General features: G+C 72.3%; 13 protein-coding genes. 2 read left to right on the top strand and 11 right to left on the bottom strand.

The annotated features are described in order from the left end of the window. Window positions 1-139: 139 nt before the first annotated feature. The 7 genes from ABZ842_RS32740 to argJ all read right to left on the bottom strand — a co-directional run bounded on the left by ABZ842_RS32740 (window position 140) and on the right by argJ (window position 10,125). On the bottom strand, window positions 140-913 hold the full coding sequence (locus tag ABZ842_RS32740; RefSeq protein WP_361545177.1) for an NUDIX domain-containing protein: 774 nt from the start codon (window positions 911-913) through the stop codon (window positions 140-142). Between the two features lie 110 nt (window positions 914-1,023). Continuing rightward, window positions 1,024-2,358: a DUF4192 domain-containing protein gene (locus tag ABZ842_RS32735; protein ID WP_361545248.1), complete on the bottom strand. Its 1,335-nt coding sequence runs from the start codon at window positions 2,356-2,358 to the stop codon at window positions 1,024-1,026. A gap of 446 nt (window positions 2,359-2,804) precedes the next feature. Beyond that, the gene (locus ABZ842_RS32730) at window positions 2,805-5,063 is read right to left on the bottom strand and encodes an MMPL family transporter (RefSeq protein ID WP_361545174.1); all 2,259 of its coding nucleotides are present in this window, start codon (window positions 5,061-5,063) and stop codon (window positions 2,805-2,807) included. A 441-nt stretch (window positions 5,064-5,504) separates the two neighbouring features. Further along, window positions 5,505-6,533 carry an N-acetyl-gamma-glutamyl-phosphate reductase gene (gene argC / locus ABZ842_RS32725; RefSeq protein ID WP_361545171.1) on the bottom strand — a complete coding sequence of 343 codons (1,029 nt, stop codon included), beginning with the start codon at window positions 6,531-6,533 and terminating at the stop codon, window positions 5,505-5,507. Between the two features lie 153 nt (window positions 6,534-6,686). Beyond that, window positions 6,687-7,886 carry an acetylornithine transaminase gene (locus tag ABZ842_RS32720; RefSeq protein ID WP_361545168.1) on the bottom strand — a complete coding sequence of 400 codons (1,200 nt, stop codon included), beginning with the start codon at window positions 7,884-7,886 and terminating at the stop codon, window positions 6,687-6,689. After that, complete coding sequence (argB, locus tag ABZ842_RS32715) at window positions 7,883-8,974, bottom strand: acetylglutamate kinase (protein ID WP_361545165.1); 1,092 nt, start codon at window positions 8,972-8,974, stop codon at window positions 7,883-7,885. The genes ABZ842_RS32720 and argB overlap by 4 nt, the downstream gene beginning before the upstream one ends. After that, entirely contained in the window at window positions 8,971-10,125 is a 1,155-nt protein-coding gene (gene argJ, locus ABZ842_RS32710; protein ID WP_361545163.1) for a bifunctional glutamate N-acetyltransferase/amino-acid acetyltransferase ArgJ, read from the bottom strand. Before argJ ends, argB begins: the two co-directional genes overlap by 4 nt. 296 nt (window positions 10,126-10,421) lie before the next feature. On the opposite strand from argJ, the gene ABZ842_RS32705 reads away from it, so the two are divergent. Beyond that, window positions 10,422-10,652, top strand: a complete 231-nt coding sequence (locus tag ABZ842_RS32705; RefSeq protein WP_361545246.1) for an MbtH family protein — start codon at window positions 10,422-10,424, stop codon at window positions 10,650-10,652. An 81-nt stretch (window positions 10,653-10,733) separates the two neighbouring features. Here the strand turns inward: ABZ842_RS32705 and ABZ842_RS32700 are convergent, their stop codons facing one another. Then, complete coding sequence (locus tag ABZ842_RS32700; RefSeq protein WP_361545161.1) at window positions 10,734-12,113, bottom strand: SidA/IucD/PvdA family monooxygenase; 1,380 nt, start codon at window positions 12,111-12,113, stop codon at window positions 10,734-10,736. A 340-nt stretch (window positions 12,114-12,453) separates the two neighbouring features. On the opposite strand from ABZ842_RS32700, the gene ABZ842_RS32695 reads away from it, so the two are divergent. Then, a complete protein-coding gene (locus ABZ842_RS32695; RefSeq protein WP_361545158.1) occupies window positions 12,454-13,116 on the top strand; it encodes an FMN-binding negative transcriptional regulator in 663 nt (220 codons plus the stop codon). Window positions 13,117-13,270: 154 nt separating this feature from the next. Here the strand turns inward: ABZ842_RS32695 and ABZ842_RS32690 are convergent, their stop codons facing one another. The 3 genes from ABZ842_RS32690 to ABZ842_RS32680 form a co-directional block, all read right to left on the bottom strand. Next, window positions 13,271-13,990 carry an LmbU family transcriptional regulator gene (locus ABZ842_RS32690; protein WP_361545155.1) on the bottom strand — a complete coding sequence of 240 codons (720 nt, stop codon included), beginning with the start codon at window positions 13,988-13,990 and terminating at the stop codon, window positions 13,271-13,273. Window positions 13,991-14,481: 491 nt separating this feature from the next. Then, window positions 14,482-16,989, bottom strand: a complete 2,508-nt coding sequence (locus ABZ842_RS32685) for an amino acid adenylation domain-containing protein (RefSeq protein ID WP_361545153.1) — start codon at window positions 16,987-16,989, stop codon at window positions 14,482-14,484. A gap of 29 nt (window positions 16,990-17,018) precedes the next feature. Continuing rightward, window positions 17,019-18,221 carry an NAD(P)/FAD-dependent oxidoreductase gene (locus tag ABZ842_RS32680; protein WP_361545150.1) on the bottom strand — a complete coding sequence of 401 codons (1,203 nt, stop codon included), beginning with the start codon at window positions 18,219-18,221 and terminating at the stop codon, window positions 17,019-17,021. Between the last annotated feature and the right edge of the window lie 19 nt (window positions 18,222-18,240).

Here is an 18,240-nt window from a genome sequence, read left to right as displayed (position 1 = left end):
CGGCGCGTGCGGCACCAGCACGATAACTCGACATTTCAGACATTCTGCGCAGCTTGCGCGCAACGCGCGTTCCCGTCGCGCCGCTCCCGCACGCGGCAGCTTCCGGCGCCAGGACCTGGAACGCTGGAACGTCAGGGCCTCAGACGTCCGGGCGCAGCATCGGAGGGTTCAGCAAGGTGGCCCCGCCGGCGCGGAAGAGCTGCGCCGGACGGCCTCCCTGACGGGTGGTCGTACCACCGGCGGGCACCAGGAAACCGGGCGTGCCCGTCACCTTCCGGTGGAAGTTCCTGGGGTCGAGCGCCACGCCCCACACCGCCTCGTACACCCGCCGCAGCTCGCCGACGGTGAACTCCGGCGGGCAGAAGGCGGTGGCCAGGGACGAGTACTCGATCTTGGAACGGGCCCGCTCCACCCCGTCCGCCAGGATCCGCGCGTGGTCGAAGGCGAGGGCGACGGCAGCGCCGGACTCCTCGTCCTCCCGGCCGAACGCGCCGTCCTGGCCGAGTAGATCGGCGACGGGCGCCCAGCGCGCGCTGTTGGCGTCGCCGCCGGCCCGAGGTGCGGGCAGATCGGGCGCCAGCACCAGGTGGGCCACGCTGACGACCCGCATCCGGGGGTCGCGCTTCGGGTCGCCGTAGGTCGCGAGCTGTTCCAGATGGGCGCCCCCGTCGGGGGTCGAGGAAGCCGGGTCGTGGGCGCACAGCCCGGTCTCCTCGGTCAACTCGCGCGCCGCCGCGGCGGCCAGGTCCTCGTCCCCCCGCACGAACCCGCCGGGCAGCGCCCACCGCCCCTGGAACGGCGGCTCCCCGCGGCGCACGACCAGCGTGCACAGCGCGTGCCGGCGCACGGTGAGCACGACCAGGTCGACGGTGACAGCAAAGGGGGGAAAGGCCGACGGGTCGTAGGGAGACATGACCGTGATCATAGTCGTCTGCCTGACGATAAACACTCCTTTCGCTTGTAGCTGCGGCCTCTTTCTTCCCCCTCGCCACCGCGGCCCCGCCTCCCCTTGGGCACCTGCCGTCACTCCCTCTCAGCCGCCTCCTCCTTTCCGCGGGCACGGCGGGCGGGCCCGTCCTTTGCGCGGGGTGCGGTCCTCGGGGCCGTGCGCCCCTGGGGCCGCCCGGTGGGCGGTCGCACGGCGCGACGGGACGGCCGGTCGCTACCCGCCGTACCCCTGCCCGCGGGCGCAGGCGCGGGTGTGGGTGTGGGCACGGGCGTGAGTTCGGCGTCGGGGTCCGGCGTCGTCGTCTCGCCGTTGCGCAGGAAGCCGCGGACCAGCTCCGGATCCAGGTTTTCGTTGCACGCCTGGTGCAGCAGACGTGCGAAGACGTAGTCGGGGTCCCTGCGCAGGGCCAGCCCGAGGGCGATCCGTGCCGCCGGCTCGTCGCCGGTCGACCAGGAGACCCAGCCGGCCAGGGTGAGCGCCGGGGCGGCGTAATCGCTGTAGGGGTGGACGCAGCGGCGCGCCAGCACCCGCCACAGCCTCAGCGCGGGCTCGGCGTCCGCCCCCTCCATCCACGCGGCGGCCCGGTCCCTCGTCTCACGGTCCTGGAGGCCGAAGATCATCGCGGCGGCTTCGGCGTGGGTGACCAGCCGGTCGTCGGCGGCGTCCCGTCCGGACGGGGGTGGCGGCGCGCCGGCGCCGGCGAGACGGTCCATCAGCTCCCGCGCCAGCGCGATCGTCTCGTCGCGGACCAGCCGGCGCTCGACGCCGCGGCCCAGGACGCGGCTCACGAGGTCGAACCCCGTCTCGTCCAGCACCTGGCGCTGGGCGTCCGCCACGGGGGACGGCAAGGGCTCGAACCCGGCTTCCAGCTCGCGCTGCGATCCCCGTACGTGCAGCCCGGCGCAGGCCGCCGCGGCAGCCATGACCGAGGTGCCGGCCGGGACCAGGGGCGTGCCCTCCGGCGGACAACAGCGCTCGTCGGGGCAGCAGTACGACCAGAAGCGGCCGTCCGAAATGCACAGCGCCTCGTACACGGGCACGTCGAGTGCGCCGCAGGCGGTGCGCAGGAGTTGGGCCAAGGGCCGCAGCCGCTCGACGACGGACCGTCCCGCCCCGCCGTCGGCCGGGTCCTGACACAGGAACAGGACGATTCCGTCGGGGCGGGCGCTGCGGCTCGTGCTCTCGTCGATCAGGCACTCGGCGAGCTGTCGCGACACCGACTCCCACTCGCCGGGAGAGCGCGGAATGCCGACTTTCACGCGCCCGCCGAAGCGGCCCCGGCTGCCGTGCAGCGCCACGAGGACGACGGAGTCCGTCGGGTGATATCCCAACAGATACGGAAGGGCGTCAGCGAGCTCGGCGGGGCCGCGCAGGGTGATCTGCTCGTCGTCGATCGAGCCGAGGACCATGTCGACGCCGGCGGGCGGGGCGGTGCTGTGTGTCGGGCGGGCGGTGGGTCGGGAGTGCGCGGTGCGCGGGGTTTGCATGCCGTCAGCGGCATCGTCGTGCTTTTTCATGCCACGACCGTCCCGCGAACACCCCCCTGCCCGCGACCCCTGTGGATAACGTTATCCACAGGCTTGCGACGTCGCTCGCGCACTGTCGGCGGCTCGGGGTTACATGGGAATCACCCCACCCGCCCGACCGGGCCGATCGGAGCTCCCGCGCCCGGGAAGTGCGAGAAGAACGAGAAGCACCAGAACAATGAGAAGAGCCGTGCGCCCGGGGACGAGTCCCGGGGCGCACGGCGCGGCACCGAAGTCGAAGGGAAGGAGGAAGGAAGGGGGAGGACGGACCGAGCTGCTCGCCCCCATCGGCGAAGGGGTCAGAGGCTCGACGGCTCATCGCCCCCGGTTCAGTGGATGAGTTCGTGTTCGCGCTGCCGGCTTCGGCGGCCGTGGGACGGTGCGGCCTGATGCCGGCTCAGCTTCGCGCCTTCCACGTCCAGGTTCGGCAGCACCGCGTCGAGCCACCGCGGCAGCCACCACGCCTTGGTCCCCAACAGCGCGAACAGCGCGGGGACGATGGCCATGCGGACGACGAAGGCGTCGAAGAGCACGGCCGCCGCGAGGGCGAACCCCATCATCTTGATCAGGTCGTTCTGCTCCGCGATGAAGCCGGAGAAGACGCTGATCATGATGATCGCCGCGGCCGAGACCACCCGGCCGCCGTACCGGAAGCCGGTGATCACGGCCTCGCCGGGACGGGCCCCGTGTGCGTACGCCTCGCGCATCCGGCTGACCAGGAACACCTCGTAGTCCATGGCGAGTCCGAACACCACGCCGATCATCAAGATGGGCATGGTGCTCATCACGGGCCCGGGCTGCTCGATGCCGAAGACGTCCGCGAGCCAGCCCTTCTGGAAGACCGCGACGACCGCGCCGAGGGCCGCGCCGACCGAGAGGAGGAAGCCGAGGGCCGCCTTGAACGGGACCAGGACCGAGCGGAAGACCACCATCAGCAGGAGGAAGGCGAGGCCCACGACCAGACCGAGATAGGGCAGCAGCGCGTCGTCAAGGGTGCGTGAGAAGTCGATGAACAGGGCCGTCTGACCCGTGATCAGGACCTCGGCGCCGAGTTCGCCCTCCAGGCCGCCGGCGAGGTCGCGCAGGGAGCGGACCAGGTCCTCGGTGGCGGTCTCGTTGGGGCCGCTGGTCGGGACGACGTTGAAGATCGCGGTGTTCCCGGCCTCGTTGGCGGTCGCCGGGGCGACGGACGCCACCCCGTCCTGATCGGCGAACCGCTCGCCGACGGCCTTGGCGACCTGCGCCGCCCGGTCGGACTCGACCGTCACCGTCAGCGGCCCGTTGAAGCCGTCGCCGAAGGACTCCGACAGCATGTCGTACGCCTGGCGCTGGGTGGTGTCGGTGGCCATCGTGCCCTCGCCGGGCAGACCGAGTTCCAGGTCGGCCGCAGGCAGGGCCACGGCGCCGAGGCCGACGACGCCGACCAGCAGCACGGCCACCGGGTGGCGCAGCACGAAGCCGGCCCAGCGCGCCCCGAGGTTGGGGGCCGCCTTGCGGGCGGCCTTGGCGGCCCGCTTGGCCGCCTTGCGCTGCTGACGGTCCGACAGCGGCTTGCCGCGGAACGCCTTGCGGTCGCGGCGGCGCAGCACGCGGACGGGAGCGAAGCCGAGGAGGGCGGGGACCAGGGTGATCGCGATGAGCACGGCCACGGCGACGGTGCCGGCGGCGGCCAGCCCCATCTTCGTCAGCATGGGGATGTTCACCACGCTCAGGCCGGCGAGGGCGACGATGACCGTGAGTCCGGCGAAGACCACCGCGGAGCCGGCGGTTCCGACCGCGCGCCCGGCGGCCTCCTCCTTGTCGTGGCCCTCCAGCAGTTCGGAGCGGTAGCGGGAGACGACGAAGAGGGCGTAGTCGATGCCGACGGCGAGGCCGAGCATCATCGCCAGGGTGGACGTGGTCGAGGAGAGGCCGAGGGTGGTGCCCAGCGCGGTGATGGCGCTGATGCCGACGCCCACCCCGATGAGCGCGGTGATCAGCGGCATGCCCGCGGCGATCAGGGAGCCGAAGGTCATCACCAGGACGACAGCGGAGACCAGCAGGCCGATCTTCTCGCCGGCGCCGCTCATGCTGGCGTCGACCTTCACCGCGTCGCCGCCGGCCTCCACCGTGAGACCGGCCGCTCGGCCGCCCGCGAGGACGTCGTCGAGGGCGTCGTGCTGCTTGCCGGTGAGTTCGGTGGCGATCACCTCGTAGGTGGCCACGGCGTAGGCGGTGGTGCCGTCCTTGCTGACCGCGCCGGCGGTGAAGGGGTCGCTGACCCGGGAGACCTTCGGGTCCTTGCCCAGTGCGGCGACCAGGTCGGCAACGGCCGCCTTGTTGTCGGGTGCGGTGATCCGCTCCCCTTCGGGGGCGCGGATCACGACACGCGCGCTGGCCCCGTCGGCGCCGGCGGCCGGGAACTTCTCCTCCAGCAGGTCGAAAGCCTTCTGTGACTCCGTGCCGGGCATGGAGAAGGTGTCGGCGGGGGGCGTGGGGGCGGAAGAGGCCGCAACTCCTGCACCGACGAGGACCAGTAACCACAGCAGCGCTGTGAGCCCTCGCCTCCGGAATGCACATCGGCCCACGTGGTGGAGGAACGTTGCCATGGTGGGGACTCCCGTCGGGATCGGATGATGCCAAACGACCCGTGAAAATCAACAAACCGCTTGTACGGTTTTTTATTCTTGCGGCACCTCTTCGCCACCCCCAGGCGCACCCATGGGCTCGACGGAACCAGCGCCACGCAACCGGGCCGCTCGCGCCGACCCCCGGCCCACCCCCCTGCGCGCGAGGCGCACGACGGCGCCGCGCGCCGGAGCGGTCCGGAGAACCGGCACGTGGGCAGCTTGTCGCCCACCGCTCGCACCGCACTCAAGTCCCGGTCGACGTCGGACGGAGGGAGCGGGAGCTCCGGTTCGGGTGGACCGGTGGCTCCCGCCCGTCCGGTGCGGCGCACGGGATGGGGCGCCGCAAGTGCCGACGCCAGCGGGTGGGGCGTCGTGACGGGGTCGCCGCGGATGGCGGCCTGGCGGGTGGGTGCGCCCGGGTCAGGGGGCGAGGCCGGCGGCGGGAAGTCCGGTGGTCTCGGCGAGCCCGAGTGCGAGGTTCATGGACTGCACCGCCCCACCCGCCGTGCCCTTGGTCAGGTTGTCGATGGCGCTCACGGCGACGATGCGCCGGGCGTCCTCGTCGTAGGCGACCTGGACCTGGACCGTGTTGGAGCCGGTGACGGCGCCCGTTGCCGGCCACTGCCCCGCAGGGAGCAGCCGGACGAACGGCTCGTCCGCCCAGACCTTCTCGTACGCCTCGCGCACGGCGGTCGGGTCGGTGCCGGGCAGGGCCGGCACGCTGCACGTCGCCAGGATCCCCCGCGGCATGGGGACCAGCGTGGGGGTGAACGACACGGTGACCGGGGCGCCCGCGACGGCCGAGAGGTTCTGGGCGATCTCGGGGGTGTGCCGGTGGACGCCCCCGGCGCCGTACGCGCTCGCGGACCCCATCACCTCCGACCCCAGCAGGGACGGCTTCGCGGCGCGGCCCGCGCCCGAGGTACCGGAGGCCGCGACGACCACCGCTTCGGAGCCGGCCAACCCGGCCGCGTAGGCGGGAAGGAGCGCGAGGGTGGCGGCAGTCGGATAGCAGCCGGGGACGGCGACGCGTCGGGCTCCGGCGAGCGCGTCGCGCGCACCGGGCAGTTCGGGCAGGCCGTACGGCCAGGTGCCGGCGTGCGCGCTGCCGTAGAACTTCTCCCACGCGGCTGCGGACCTGAGCCGGAAGTCGGCGCCCATGTCGAGGACCAGCACGTCGGGGGCGAGGGCGGCGGCGAGTTCGGCGGACTGTCCGTGCGGCAGGGCGAGGAAGACCACGTCGTGTCCGGCGAGGGCCTCGGGCGTGGTCGGCTCCAGGGTTCGGGAGGCGAGGGCGGGCAGGTGCGGCTGTACGTCGCTGAGCGTACGACCGGCGTGGGAGTGGGCGGTCAGCGTGCCGATCCGCACCTCGGGGTGGCCCAGGAGGAGTCGCAGAACCTCCCCTCCGGCGTAACCGCTGGCCCCTGCCACTGCTGCGCGCAACGTCATCGTGTGCTCCCCCGTCGGATGGCGGTCTGTCGCTCCGGCGCGGTGCGCGCCGGTCTGCTGACGAAGTCATAGGCCGCTCTACGGGCCCGGGCCCAGGCGCGGCGGTTCAGGCTGTCGCGGTGGTTGCGGCCGTCGTGGCGGTGCACGGTCGCCTCACCCGCCGGCGCGCTGCGCCCGGTCGAGGACGGCCGGCAGCCGGTCGAGGACGGCGGCCACCTCGTCGCGCCCGATGACCAGCGGCGGGGTGAGCCGTACGACGTCCGGTACGGCCGCGTTCACCAACAGCCCAGCCTGCTGCGCTGCGTGCTCCACGCGGGCGGCGAGCGGAGCTGTCAGGACGACTCCGAGGAGCAGGCCGGCGCCGCGCACGTGGTCGACCAACGGGTGGCCGAGGGCTTCGATGCCGCGGCGGAGTTCCTCGCCGACGCGCTTGACGTGGTCGAGGAGACCGGTGTCCTCGACGGTGTCCAGGACGGCGAGGGCGGCGGCGCACACCACGGGGTTGCCGCCGAAGGTCGAGCCGTGGCTGCCGGGGGTGAACAGGTCGGCTGCGGGCCCGAGGGCGAGGGCGGCACCGATCGGAAGTCCGCCGCCGAGCCCCTTCGCCAGGGTGATCACGTCGGGAGTGACGCCTTCGGCCTGGCAGGCGAACCAGTGGCCGGTGCGGCCGATGCCGGTCTGCACCTCGTCGAGGACGAGGAGCGTGCCGGTGCGGGCGGTGATCTCACGGGCAGCGCGCAGGTAGCCGGGGGGCGGCACGACCACGCCGTTCTCCCCCTGGACGGGTTCGAGCACCAGCAGCGCGGTCCGGTCGGTGACGCACTCCGCCAGGGCGGCCACGTCCCCGTAGGGGACGAAGGTCACCTCGCCAGGGAAGGGGGCGAAGGGGGCGCGCTTGGCGGGTTGTCCGGTGAGGGCGAGGGCGCCGGTCGTCCGACCGTGGAAGCCTCCGTGGGCAGCGACCATGTGCCGACGGCCGGTCAGCCGGCCGAGTTTCACGGCGGTTTCGTTGGCCTCGGCGCCCGAGTTGGCGAAGAAGACCCGGCCGGGGCGGCCGACCAGGGCGAGGAGGCGTTCCGCCAGGGCGACGGTGGGGCCGGTGGCGTACAGGTTGGATACGTGGCCGAGGCGTGCGGCCTGTTCGGTGACGGCCCGCAGGACCGCCGGATGCGCGTGGCCGAGGGCGTTGACGGCGACGCCGGCGAGCAGGTCCAGGTAGGCGTTGCCGTCGGTGTCCCAGACCGTGCAGCCCTCGCCTCGTTCCAGGGACAGCCGGGCGGGCCCGTAGGTGTCGGTGAGGACGTCCTGGCGGCGCCGTGACAGGGGGGTGGTGGCGGTCGGCTCCGGGTTCATGCCGCGATCCCCTTCGGGTACGTCTTCACGGAATCCCGGGCGCCCCGGGTGTTCTGCGGGACCTGGTGAGCGCCGGAAGCCCGGGATTCCGGTGTGTCCGGGGAGTCCGGGACGACCATGGTGCCGATGCCCTCGTCGGTGAAGATCTCCAGCAGGATCGAATGCTTGACGCGGCCGTCGATGACCCGGGCGGTGCGCACTCCGTTGCTGACGGCGTGCAGACAGCCACGCATCTTGGGGATCATGCCGCTGCTCAGCTGCGGGAGCATGCCCGCCAGCTCGCGGGCGGTGAGCCGGGGGATGACGTCCTCGCCGTGCGGCCAGTTCGCGTACAGCCCCGGAACGTCGGTCAGGACGAGCAGCATCTCGGCGTCGAGCGCGGCGGCGAGGGCGGCAGCGGCCGTGTCGGCGTTGATGTTGAACACGCCTCCGGCGGCGGCGTCCTTGGGGTCGTCGCTGCGGGCGATGGAGGAGACGACCGGGATCCGGCCGCCGTCCAGGAGGGTGCGGACGAGACCGGTGTCGATGTCGGTGATCTCGCCGACCCGGCCGATGTCGACGGGTTCTCCTTCCACCTCTGCGTACGACTTGACGGCGGTCATCAGGCGGGCGTCCTCGCCCGTGACGCCCACCGCGTGCGGGCCGTGCGCGTTGAGCAGCCCGACCAGTTCGCGCTGGACCTGACCGGCCAGCACCATCCGGACCACGTTCATCGTCTCGTCGCTGGTGACCCGCAGGCCCGCGGCGAACTTCGACTCCAGGCCCAGCCGCTCCAACTGGGTGTTGATCTGCGGGCCGCCGCCGTGCACGACGACCGGCTTCAGGCCGGCCTGGCGCAGGAACAGCACGTCCTGGGCGAATGCGGTCTTCAGGTCGTGGTCGACCATGGCGTTGCCGCCGAACTTGATGACCACGGTCTTGCCGTGGTGGCGGGCGAGCCAGGGCAGTGCTTCGACCAGGGTGCCGGCCTTCGGCTGGGCGGCGGTGCGGCCGGCGGCGCGCGGCGCGGGCACCGTCCGCAGGGCCGGGGCGTTCGCGGAACGACGGGGGCTCGCGGCGTGGCGTGCTGTGGCGGACGTCTTCGTCATGAGGAGTACTCACTGTTCTCGTGGACGTATTCGGCGGTCAGGTCGTTGGTCCAGACGACGGCCGAGTGGTCGCCGGCGGCGAGCCGGACGGTGATGTGCACCTCGCGGCCGGTCATGTCGACCAGGTCGCGGTCCTCCCCCAGCGAACCGGCCCGGCACACCGTCACCCCGTTGATGGCGACGTCGATCCGGTCGGGCTCGAAGGCGGCTGAGGTGGTGCCGACGGCGGCGAGCACACGGCCCCAGTTGGGGTCCTCGCCGTGGACGGCGCACTTGAGCAGGTTGTTGCGGGCGATGGCGCGGGCCACGTCCACCGCGTCGTCATCGGAGGCGGCCCCGGTGACCTCGATCCGGATGTCCTTGGAGGCGCCCTCGGCGTCGCCGACGAGCTGTCGGGCGAGCTCGGCGCAGACGTCGTGCACGGCCCGGGCGAACTCGGCCTCGTCCGGGGTGGTTTCGGCATCGCCGGAGGCCAGCAGGAGCACGGTGTCGTTGGTGGACGTGCACCCGTCGGAGTCGACGCGGTCGAAGGTGAGGCGGGTCGCGCCGCGCAGCGCCCGGTCCAGGGCGGCGGGGGCCACGTCGGCGTCGGTGGTGAGGACGGCCAACATGGTGGCCAGGCCCGGCGCGAGCATGCCCGCGCCCTTGGCCATGCCGCCCACGGTCCAGCCGTCGCGCGTGACAACGGCCGTCTTGTGCACGGTGTCCGTGGTCTTGATGGCGATCGCGGCGTCCTCGCCGCCGTGTTCGGTGAGGCCGGCGGCGGCCTTGACGACGCCGTCGGTCACGGCGTCCATCGGCAGGCGGACGCCGATCAGGCCGGTGGAGGCGACGGCGACCCGGTCGGCGTGCGCCAGCCCCAGGGCCTCGGCCACCGCCCGCGCGGTGGTGCGGGTGTCCTCGTATCCCTCGGGTCCGGTGCAGGCATTGGCCCCGCCCGAGTTGAGGACGACGGCGTCCGCCTCTCCCGCGTGCAGCACCCGACGGCTCCAGCGGACGGGGGCGGCCTGGACCCGGTTGGCGGTGAAGACGCCGGCCGCGGCGCGGCGCGGTCCGTGGTTGACCACCAGGGCCAGATCCAGAGCACCGTTGCTCTTGATCCCGGCTGCGACGCCCGCGGCCGTGAAGCCTCGGGCTGCCGTGACGCTCATGGTTGTACTCCTTTGTGAAAAGCGCTGCTGAAGCGCTGGAATGACTCGAATCCCGAATCCCGGTTGCCGAATCCCAGATACCGGATCCCGGGGGACGTGGATGCTTTTCACTGTCGACCGGAGCTTGACGTTCCGTCCAGCCCTCCCGGAGAAAGAGCGGGTTTCCGGGGGCACGCCGTTCCCAGATTCCGCCCGGTGCTGCACTGTCCTGTCCAACGGGACACCCGGGGGCCCACGGGAAACCGGGGGGCACTTCCTCAAGAAGTGCTCAAGGCTCACTTGAAGGGGAGTGGATGATGAGCAGCAATCCGTTCGACGACACAGACGGCCGCTTCTTCGTGCTGGTGAACGAAGAGGACCAGCATTCGCTGTGGCCGTCCTTCGTCGAGATACCGGCCGGCTGGAAGTCGGTGTTCGGCGAGGACGGCCGCCAGGAATGCCTGGACTTCATCGAGGCGAACTGGACGGACCTGCGCCCGAGGAGCCTGCGCGAGGCGATGGCCGGGCAGTCCTCGTCGACTGCGTGAGTCCGCGCCCGGCGCAGCCGCCGCGGACCCGTCCGTGGGCGGGGCCGGTCCAGCGCCGGATCCGCCCGCGGCCGACCGGCTTCACCCGACCGCTCCGTGGGCGAGCACGTCGACGGGCGTCGGGAGCCGGTCCGCCACGGAGGGGCCCGGCGCGGGCGGCGGCTCGCGTCGGGGCAGCCCGCTGACGACGGAGTCGGCGATCTCCCCGCCGCGTACGGCGATGTTGGAGAGCAACGCGGAGGAGAGTCCGTGGGTGTGCTCGGTGCCGCCCTGGAGATAGATGCCCGCCGTCAGTTCCGGTGCCGTGACCAGCCGGTAGTCGCGTGCCACCCGGTGCAGGCCCCGGTCGTCGCGCCGGACGTGGCGGTCCAGGTCGCCGAGGAGGCGCCCCGGTTCGAGGGCGTCGTAGCCGGTGGCGAAGACGATGGCGTCGACGCCGAGTTCGGCGGGACGGCCGTCGAGCAGCGAGTCGAGCAGGACGACCGTGCCGTCACCGGCCCTCTTGACCTCCCTGACCCTGGTCAGGTTGAGGAAGTGCAGCCGCGGCGCGCCCTCCACCTCCTCCGTGTACGTGCGCTGGTAGAGGTCACGGATGACGTGGGCGTCCACGACCGAGTAGTTGGTGTTCCGGTGGTAGTGCCAGAACGCCTCCCTGGTCCGGTCGCTGCCGTGGTGGTACTCGTCGACGGCACCCGGGTCGAAGACCTGGTTGGCGAAGGGGGTGTCGTCGGCGACCGAGTAGCCGTACGACGGCAGGATCGCGTGGACCTGCGCGTGCGGCAGCCGGTCGTGGAAGAAGGCGGTGATCTCCGCCGCGCTCTGGCCGGCGCCGACGACCGCGACGCTCCGCAGGCCGGCGGCGTCCGCGCCGTCGAACCTCGCCAGGAACTCCGAGCTGTGCCACACCCGTTCGTCGCGGACGACGCCGCTCGGCAGGCGGGGCACCAGCCCGGTCGACAGGACCACGTTGCGCGCCACCGCCACCCGGGTGCCCCGTTGGGTGCGCGCCGTCACCTCCAGGCACCCCTGGTGTTCCGGGGCGGCGGCCCGGCGGATCGCGGTGACCTGCGAGCCGTACGACACCTGGTGCCGGAAGGAGGCCGCGGCCCACTCCAGGTACTGGTGGAACTCCCGACGGGTCGGGAAGAAGTCCTGGTTGTTGGTGAACTTCACCAACCGGCCCGTGGCGTGCAGGTAGGGCACGAAGCCGTACTGGGACACCGGGTTGCGGAAGGTGGCCAGGTCCTTCAGGAACGAGATCTGCATGGTGGCCGACGGCAGCAGCATGTTGCGGTGCCAGCCGAAGCAGGACTGCTGCTCGAAGAAGGCCGCGCGCAGCGGGCGCTCGGGGGTGTTGGCCGGGTGCTCCTCAAGCGCGATGGCGAGTGCCAGGTTGGACGGACCGAAGCCGATGCCGACCAGGTCGTGGACCTCGTGGAACTCGTTGGGGCGGGTGACCATGGTGAATTCTCCTGTGAATTCGGAGTGGACGAGTGTCCGCTTCTCCTGTGGGCCGATGCCGACGGAAAAGCAGATCTCAGCAGAACCGATCTGAGCTGAGCTGAGCCGAGTCGATCTGAGCTGATGTGGCGCCGCTTTCGGGAATCGCGCCGAAATCCGATAGCGACAACGTAAGGCCGCCGGTCGCCACCTTCAAGCGATGCGGCCCTTTTGCCGGGTGGTGCTGTCCTGTCGACGGGACAGCCCGACATCGCACACGGTTTTCATGGCGGTCCGTCGTACACCGTGCTTATGGTCGATGGACATCAGCCGTCGGAGATTTCGAAAAGGGTGACCCGTCATGTTCGTTCCCAGCCTCTACCGTCAGCCGGACGTTTCCTGGATGGTGGACCTGATGGTGCACAATCCGCTGGCCCTCGCCGCTTCGAGCGGCGAGTCGGGGGCGCGTCCATTCGTGACCACGCTTCCCGCGATACCCGACCCCGGCATGACGGACGCCTGGTCCGCCGACCTGTCCGGCGGGGTGCTGCTCGGGCACATGAACCGCGCCAATCCGCACTGGAAGGCGCTCCGGGACGGGGACGAGATCACCCTGGTCTTCACCGGGCCGCACGGGTACGTGTCCCCCGGCGTGTACGGGGTGGAGCCGGCGGCGCCGACATGGAACTTCACCTCGGTCCACGTGCACGGCGTGGTGCGGAAGATCGAGGACCTGGCAGGGACCCTGGACGTCGTGAAGTCCACGGTGCGCGCCTTCGAGGCGGGGTTCGGCACCGGTTGGGACATGACCGGCTCGCTCGACTACTTCCGCAAGATCGCGCCCGCGGCCGGGGCCTTCCGCGTCGCGGTGGTCGGGGCCGAGGGGATGTTCAAGCTCAGTCAGGAGCAGCCGGCGGAGGTACGGGAGCGGGTGCGGTGCTCGTTCGCGGGGCGCGAGGACAGCGCGGGTCACCGCGGGTCCGCGGAGCTGATGGCCCGGCTGGCGTGCCCGCACGCGGATTGAGGTGAGGGAGCGGGTGGGCAGGGGTGGGCGGGCCGCGCCCCGCGACCGGTGCGGCGACGGTGGCGGGGCGGACGGGCCCGATGGGTGGGGTGCGTTGGCAGGAAGGGACGGGGCTCGTGTGGCGACGGTGAGCGGACCGGCCCCGGGGGCGCGTTCAGACGCCGGCCGGGACCGCACTCCGGGCACCGCCCAGCGCATCGCCCGCAGCCAGGTCGAGGATCTGCGTCACCCACTGCTCCAACTCCAGTCCGGAGCGCCGGGCGGCCTCGTGCCACCACTCGACCCGACTGCCGGTCAGGGCGAGCCGATGGACCGGCTCTTCGCCGCGGTCGGCGCGCAGGGAGGTCCTCCCGGCGTCTCCGGCGCCCTCCGCGTCATCCGCCCGCGCGGTCCGCAGCGCGCCCCGCAGTTGCTTGGTCGTCCAGCCGTTCTCCTCGGCCCGGTCCAGCCACCGGTCCTGTTCGGTGACGGGCAGCGAGGTGATCTCCGCGTGGTGCTGGAAAGTGAGGGCCTCGCGCCGTCGCTCCGGTGGGAAGCGCCGCGCCACCCAGGCGTAGTTGCGCAGCGTCTGGTAGCTCAGCCCGGCGGCGCGGATGCCGCGCTGGTAGCGGTCCGCGTAGTGCCGCTTGCCGTAGACGAGCCAGTCACCGAGCCACCAGGAGGAGGAGTCCACGATGCCGGAGAGCCGGCAGCCGGTCCTCTCCCACTCCTCGAAGTCGATGCCGGGCGGAAGGTGCAGCCCGACCTTGGTGGTGAGAACCCGGCCGCGTTGCGCCGGGCGCCCACCGGGCCGGCGGGCGCCCGCCCCGGGGAGCTGTCCCGTGTCGGGCGGCGTGGTGGGGGCGTCTTCGAGGTGGTTGGTCCGCGTCGTCATGATGCCTCCGTGTGACGGAACGTGCCCGGGCCCTCCCGGCCGCAGAAGCGGATCCTCGTACCGGGCGGCGGGACTTCACGCAGGAGACATCACACCTCCGGGGGCGTAATCCACCCGCAACAGCAGCGAATCGGCGGTGTGTTGCGGACGGCTTGCGAAATGCCGAGGGCAGGGGGCGTTCGCGCGCCGCGGCCGGCCACGGGCGACGGGCACGGGCAGTACGTGCCCTTTGAGTCCGCTGGTGTGGCCGAGGAGTTTCAGCGACCGCGCCGGGGTGGCCCGCCGGCTCACGGCCTCTTCCAGCACCTACTGGACGCCGTTGCACGCGTCGTCGAAGGCCAGCAGCGCGGCAGGACCGGCGGAGGTGACGGTGTGCACGACGGCGCTGGTCCTAGCGGGCATGTGAACGCACCCCGGAACTCGATCGTGAAGGGGAGGGCCGCAGCGGCCCTCCCCTTCACGATCGCGGAGCTCGGCTCGTGGAGGTGGTCTCAGACCTCGGCGCCCGCGGCGACCTGGGCCAGTTCGGCGATGGTCTGCCGCCGGAACACGTCCTTGGCGGTGATGGACAGACCGGCCTTGCGGGCCTTGGAGACGACCATGATGCCGAGGATGGAGTCACCGCCGAGTTCGTAGAAGTTGTCGCTCAAGCCCACCGACGGGACGCGCAGGACCTCCGTCCAGATGTCGGTGAGCGTGCGTTCGGTGCTGGTCATCGACGCCGCACCGAATGCGGGCGCCCCGGCTTCCGCCTCCGCGCCGAAGGCCGGGGCCGGCAGCGCCTTGCGATCGACCTTGCCGCTGGGTGTGAGCGGGAACGCGTCGAGGGTGACGAAGGCGGCCGGAACCATGAAGTCCGGGAGCTGCTCGCCGGTGAAGTCCCGCAGGTCGGCCGGGCGCGGGGAGCGACCGGCCACCGGACGTACGTAGCCCACCAGGCGCTTGTGGTCGCCGTCGGCGACGGCCACCACCACCGACGCCTCCACGTCCGGGTGCTGTTGGAGGACGAGTTCGATCTCGCTCGGCTCGATCCGGTAGCCGCGCACCTTGACCTGGTGGTCGACGCGTCCGACGTACTCGATGGCGCCGCCCGGCAGCCACCGCACCAGATCGCCGGTGCGGTACATCCGGTCCTCGGAGTCGCCGCCGAAGGGGTCGTCCACGAAGCGCTCGGCGGTCAGGTCGGGGCGGCCCAGGTAGCCGCGGGCGACGCCGGGGCCGGCGATGTGGAGCTCCCCCACCACTCCGGTGGGCACGGGGTTGAGCTGCTCGTCCAGGACGTACACGGAGGTGCCGGCGATCGGCCCGCCGATGGGCACGGCGCGGTTCCCGTCCGCGCTGCGCACCTCGTGCCAGGTGGCGTACGTGGTGGTCTCCGTGGGCCCGTACACGTGGAGCAGCCGCTGCGGCGGGCTCGCCGCCAGGACCTGCGCCACCCGGGCCGAGTTGACCGCCTCGCCGCCGAACAGCACGTGGCGCAGCGTCGAGAAGGCGGCCGGGTCCGCCGCGACGACCTGGTTGAAGACGGCCGTGGTGAGGAAGAGGGTCGTCACCTCGTGCCGCCGCAGCGCCGCGATCAGCGCGGTCGGGTCGAGCAGGGTGTGCTTGTCGACGACGACGAGCCGGGCCCCGGCCACCAACGGGCCCCAGATCTCGAAGGTGGCCGCGTCGAAGGTGGCGTCGGCGCCCTGGGCGACCACGTCGTCCTCGTGCAGGGACACGTAGTCGGCGCCGGCCACCAGGCGGGTGATGGAGCGGTGTTCGACAACGGTGCCCTTGGGGCGGCCGGTGGAGCCTGAGGTGTAGATGACGTACGCGGCGTCCCGCGGCCCGACCGTGACCGCGGGTGCCGTGCCCGGCTGCGTCGCGGTGTCGACGGCGCGTTCGTCGAGGCAGATCATCTCCGTGGCACCGGCGGGCAGTCGGTCCGCCAGTCGCCGCTCGGTCAGGCACACCGGCGCTTCGGCGTCGGCCAGCATGTACGAGAGCCGGTCGGCCGGGTAGTCGGGGTCGAGCGGCAGATAGGCGCAGCCGGCCCGCAGGACGCCCAGGAGCGCGGCGAACAGCTCGGTGCCGCGGGGCAGGCACACCGCGACGAAGGCGCCCGGGCGCACGCCGTGGTCGAGCAGCAGGTGCGCGATGCGGTTGGCGTGGGCGTCGAGTTCGCCGTACGTGGTGGTGCCGTCCTCGGTGACGACGGCGACGGCCCCCGGCCCGGTGCGCGCGCGGTCGCCGACGAGTTCGTGCACGCCGCGCGCCAGGTCGTGGCCGGCGGGCCTGACCGCCCAGTCGAAGGTGAGCGTGCGGTACTCCTCCTCGTCGAGCAGCGGCAGCCGGCCCACCGGCAGGCTCGGCTCCATGGCCGCGCCTTCGAGGAGGATCAGCAGGCCGCGGGCGAAGCGGGCGACGGTGGCGGCGTCGAACAGCGCCGGGTCGTAGGCGAGGACGCCGTCCAGGGCACCGTCCTCGCCGCGGGTGAACTCCACCGTCAGCTCGTGCGCCGCGCGGTCCACCACCGGCTCGCCGGGCGCGTCGCGGTAGGTGACGGCCGCCTGGGCCGGCGCTCCTTCCCCGCCCAGCTCCCGGGCCAGCGTGGCCCACGGCACGTGGTGGGCGCCGGCTTCCGCGATCCGCTCCACGTTCGCACCGAGCAGGTCGACGAAGGGCTGTTCGGGGTCCACGGTCGCGCGGACCGGCACCGGGCCGGGCTGGTGGTCCGTCGCCAGCCCGAGCAGCAGGTCCGGCTGCTGACTGAGGCGCGAGAGCAGGACCTGGCTCGCGGTGAACAACGCGTCGGCCAGGGTGCCGCCGCGTGCGGCTGCGGGCACCGCCAGGGGCACGGTGGCTGCGGCGGGTACCTGGAAGGCGTGCAGCGCCGGCGGCGCGACGCGCGTCCCGGTCCTCGGGTGGTCGGCGGGCAGGCGCAGGGCGGGCCGGTCGTGGAGCCGGTCGCGCCAGTGCTCCAGCAGCGCCGCTGCTCGTTTCGTGCTGTCGGTCATCTCGTCCTTCCCTCTTTTCGGTCGGCGCGTCAGGCGGCGATCGGCTCGGCCAGACGGTCGAGGATCTCGGGGGTGAGGAACTCGTCGACGGGGCACACGCCGGACATCGTGGCGAAGTACCGTGCGGTGAGCTCCTCGCTGGTGGAGATCGCGCGCAGCAGTTCGATCTGGTGCGGCGGTGCATCGAGTCGGGCCGTCTTCAGGGTGCTGCGGTAGTCCGGCATCAGGACGTTGGTGCGGCGCACCGCGAACTGCTCCAGGGCGGCGGACAGGCGCCCGGGGTCGTGGAGTCCGTCGCCGATGCAGTCGGCGAGCAGTTGGGACTGGCGGAAGGCGTCGGTGATGCCGCGGGCGGTGATGGAGTCCTTGTGGTGGCCGGCGTCCCCGACGAGGACCCAGCCGTCGCCCGCGGCCCGGCGGAAGAAGTTGCGCTGGTCGCCGGTGCCGTGGACGCGTTCCAACTGCCGGCCGTCCGCCATCTCCTCGCGCACCTCGGGTGCGGTGCGGGCGACGCAGTCCAGCAGCGATTCCAGAGCGTTGCCCCGCACGTCGGCGAACTGCTCCTGGGGGAAGTAGCCGGCCACGAGCGTGGCGCCGTCGTTGGTCGGGATGGTGCCCACCCAGTGGCCGCGGGTCTCGAACAGCCGGAACTGCTGCGGCAGGTCGGACCAGTAGGTGTAGTAGGCGCAGGTGTAGGTCGGGTCCTCGACGACGAGGGGCACGTCCAGCTTGGCCGCCACCGTGGAGCGCATGCCGTCTGCGCCGACGACGAGCCGGGCCTTCTCCACGGTGGTGCCGCCGCCGCGCACCGAGCCGATGCGCACCCCGGTGACCCGGCCGTCCTCAAGGACCAGGTCGTTGACGGAGGTGTTGTCGCGGAACTCCACGCCGGCGTCGACGGCGTGCTCGATGAGGATCGAGTCCAGCAGGTAGCGGCGGGGCGCGTAGGCGGCGCCGATGCCGTCGGCAGGCCAGGAGCAGCCCTTCAGGAAGACGTCGCCGACGCGGTAGCGGACCTCGTCCAGGGCGGGGGTGCCGGTGTCGACGACGTCGTCGAGGACGCCCCACCGGTGCAGCGCGGCCACGCCGGGCTGGTGGATGTAGAGGGTGGACAGGGTGTCCCTGGGAGTGCGGCTGCGTTCCAGCAGCAGCACCCGGTAGCCGGCCCGGGCCAGCAACAGGGCGGTGGACGCTCCGGCGACCCGCGCGCCGACCACGATCACGTCATGCATGAGTGCTCTCCTCAGATCC

The organism is Streptomyces sp. NPDC047315 (genome assembly GCF_040643215.1).
Taxonomy (GTDB): Bacteria; Actinomycetota; Actinomycetes; order Streptomycetales; family Streptomycetaceae; genus Streptomyces.
Note: the sequence above shows the minus strand (reverse complement) of the source record. Positions and strands in the feature narration are given on the sequence as shown.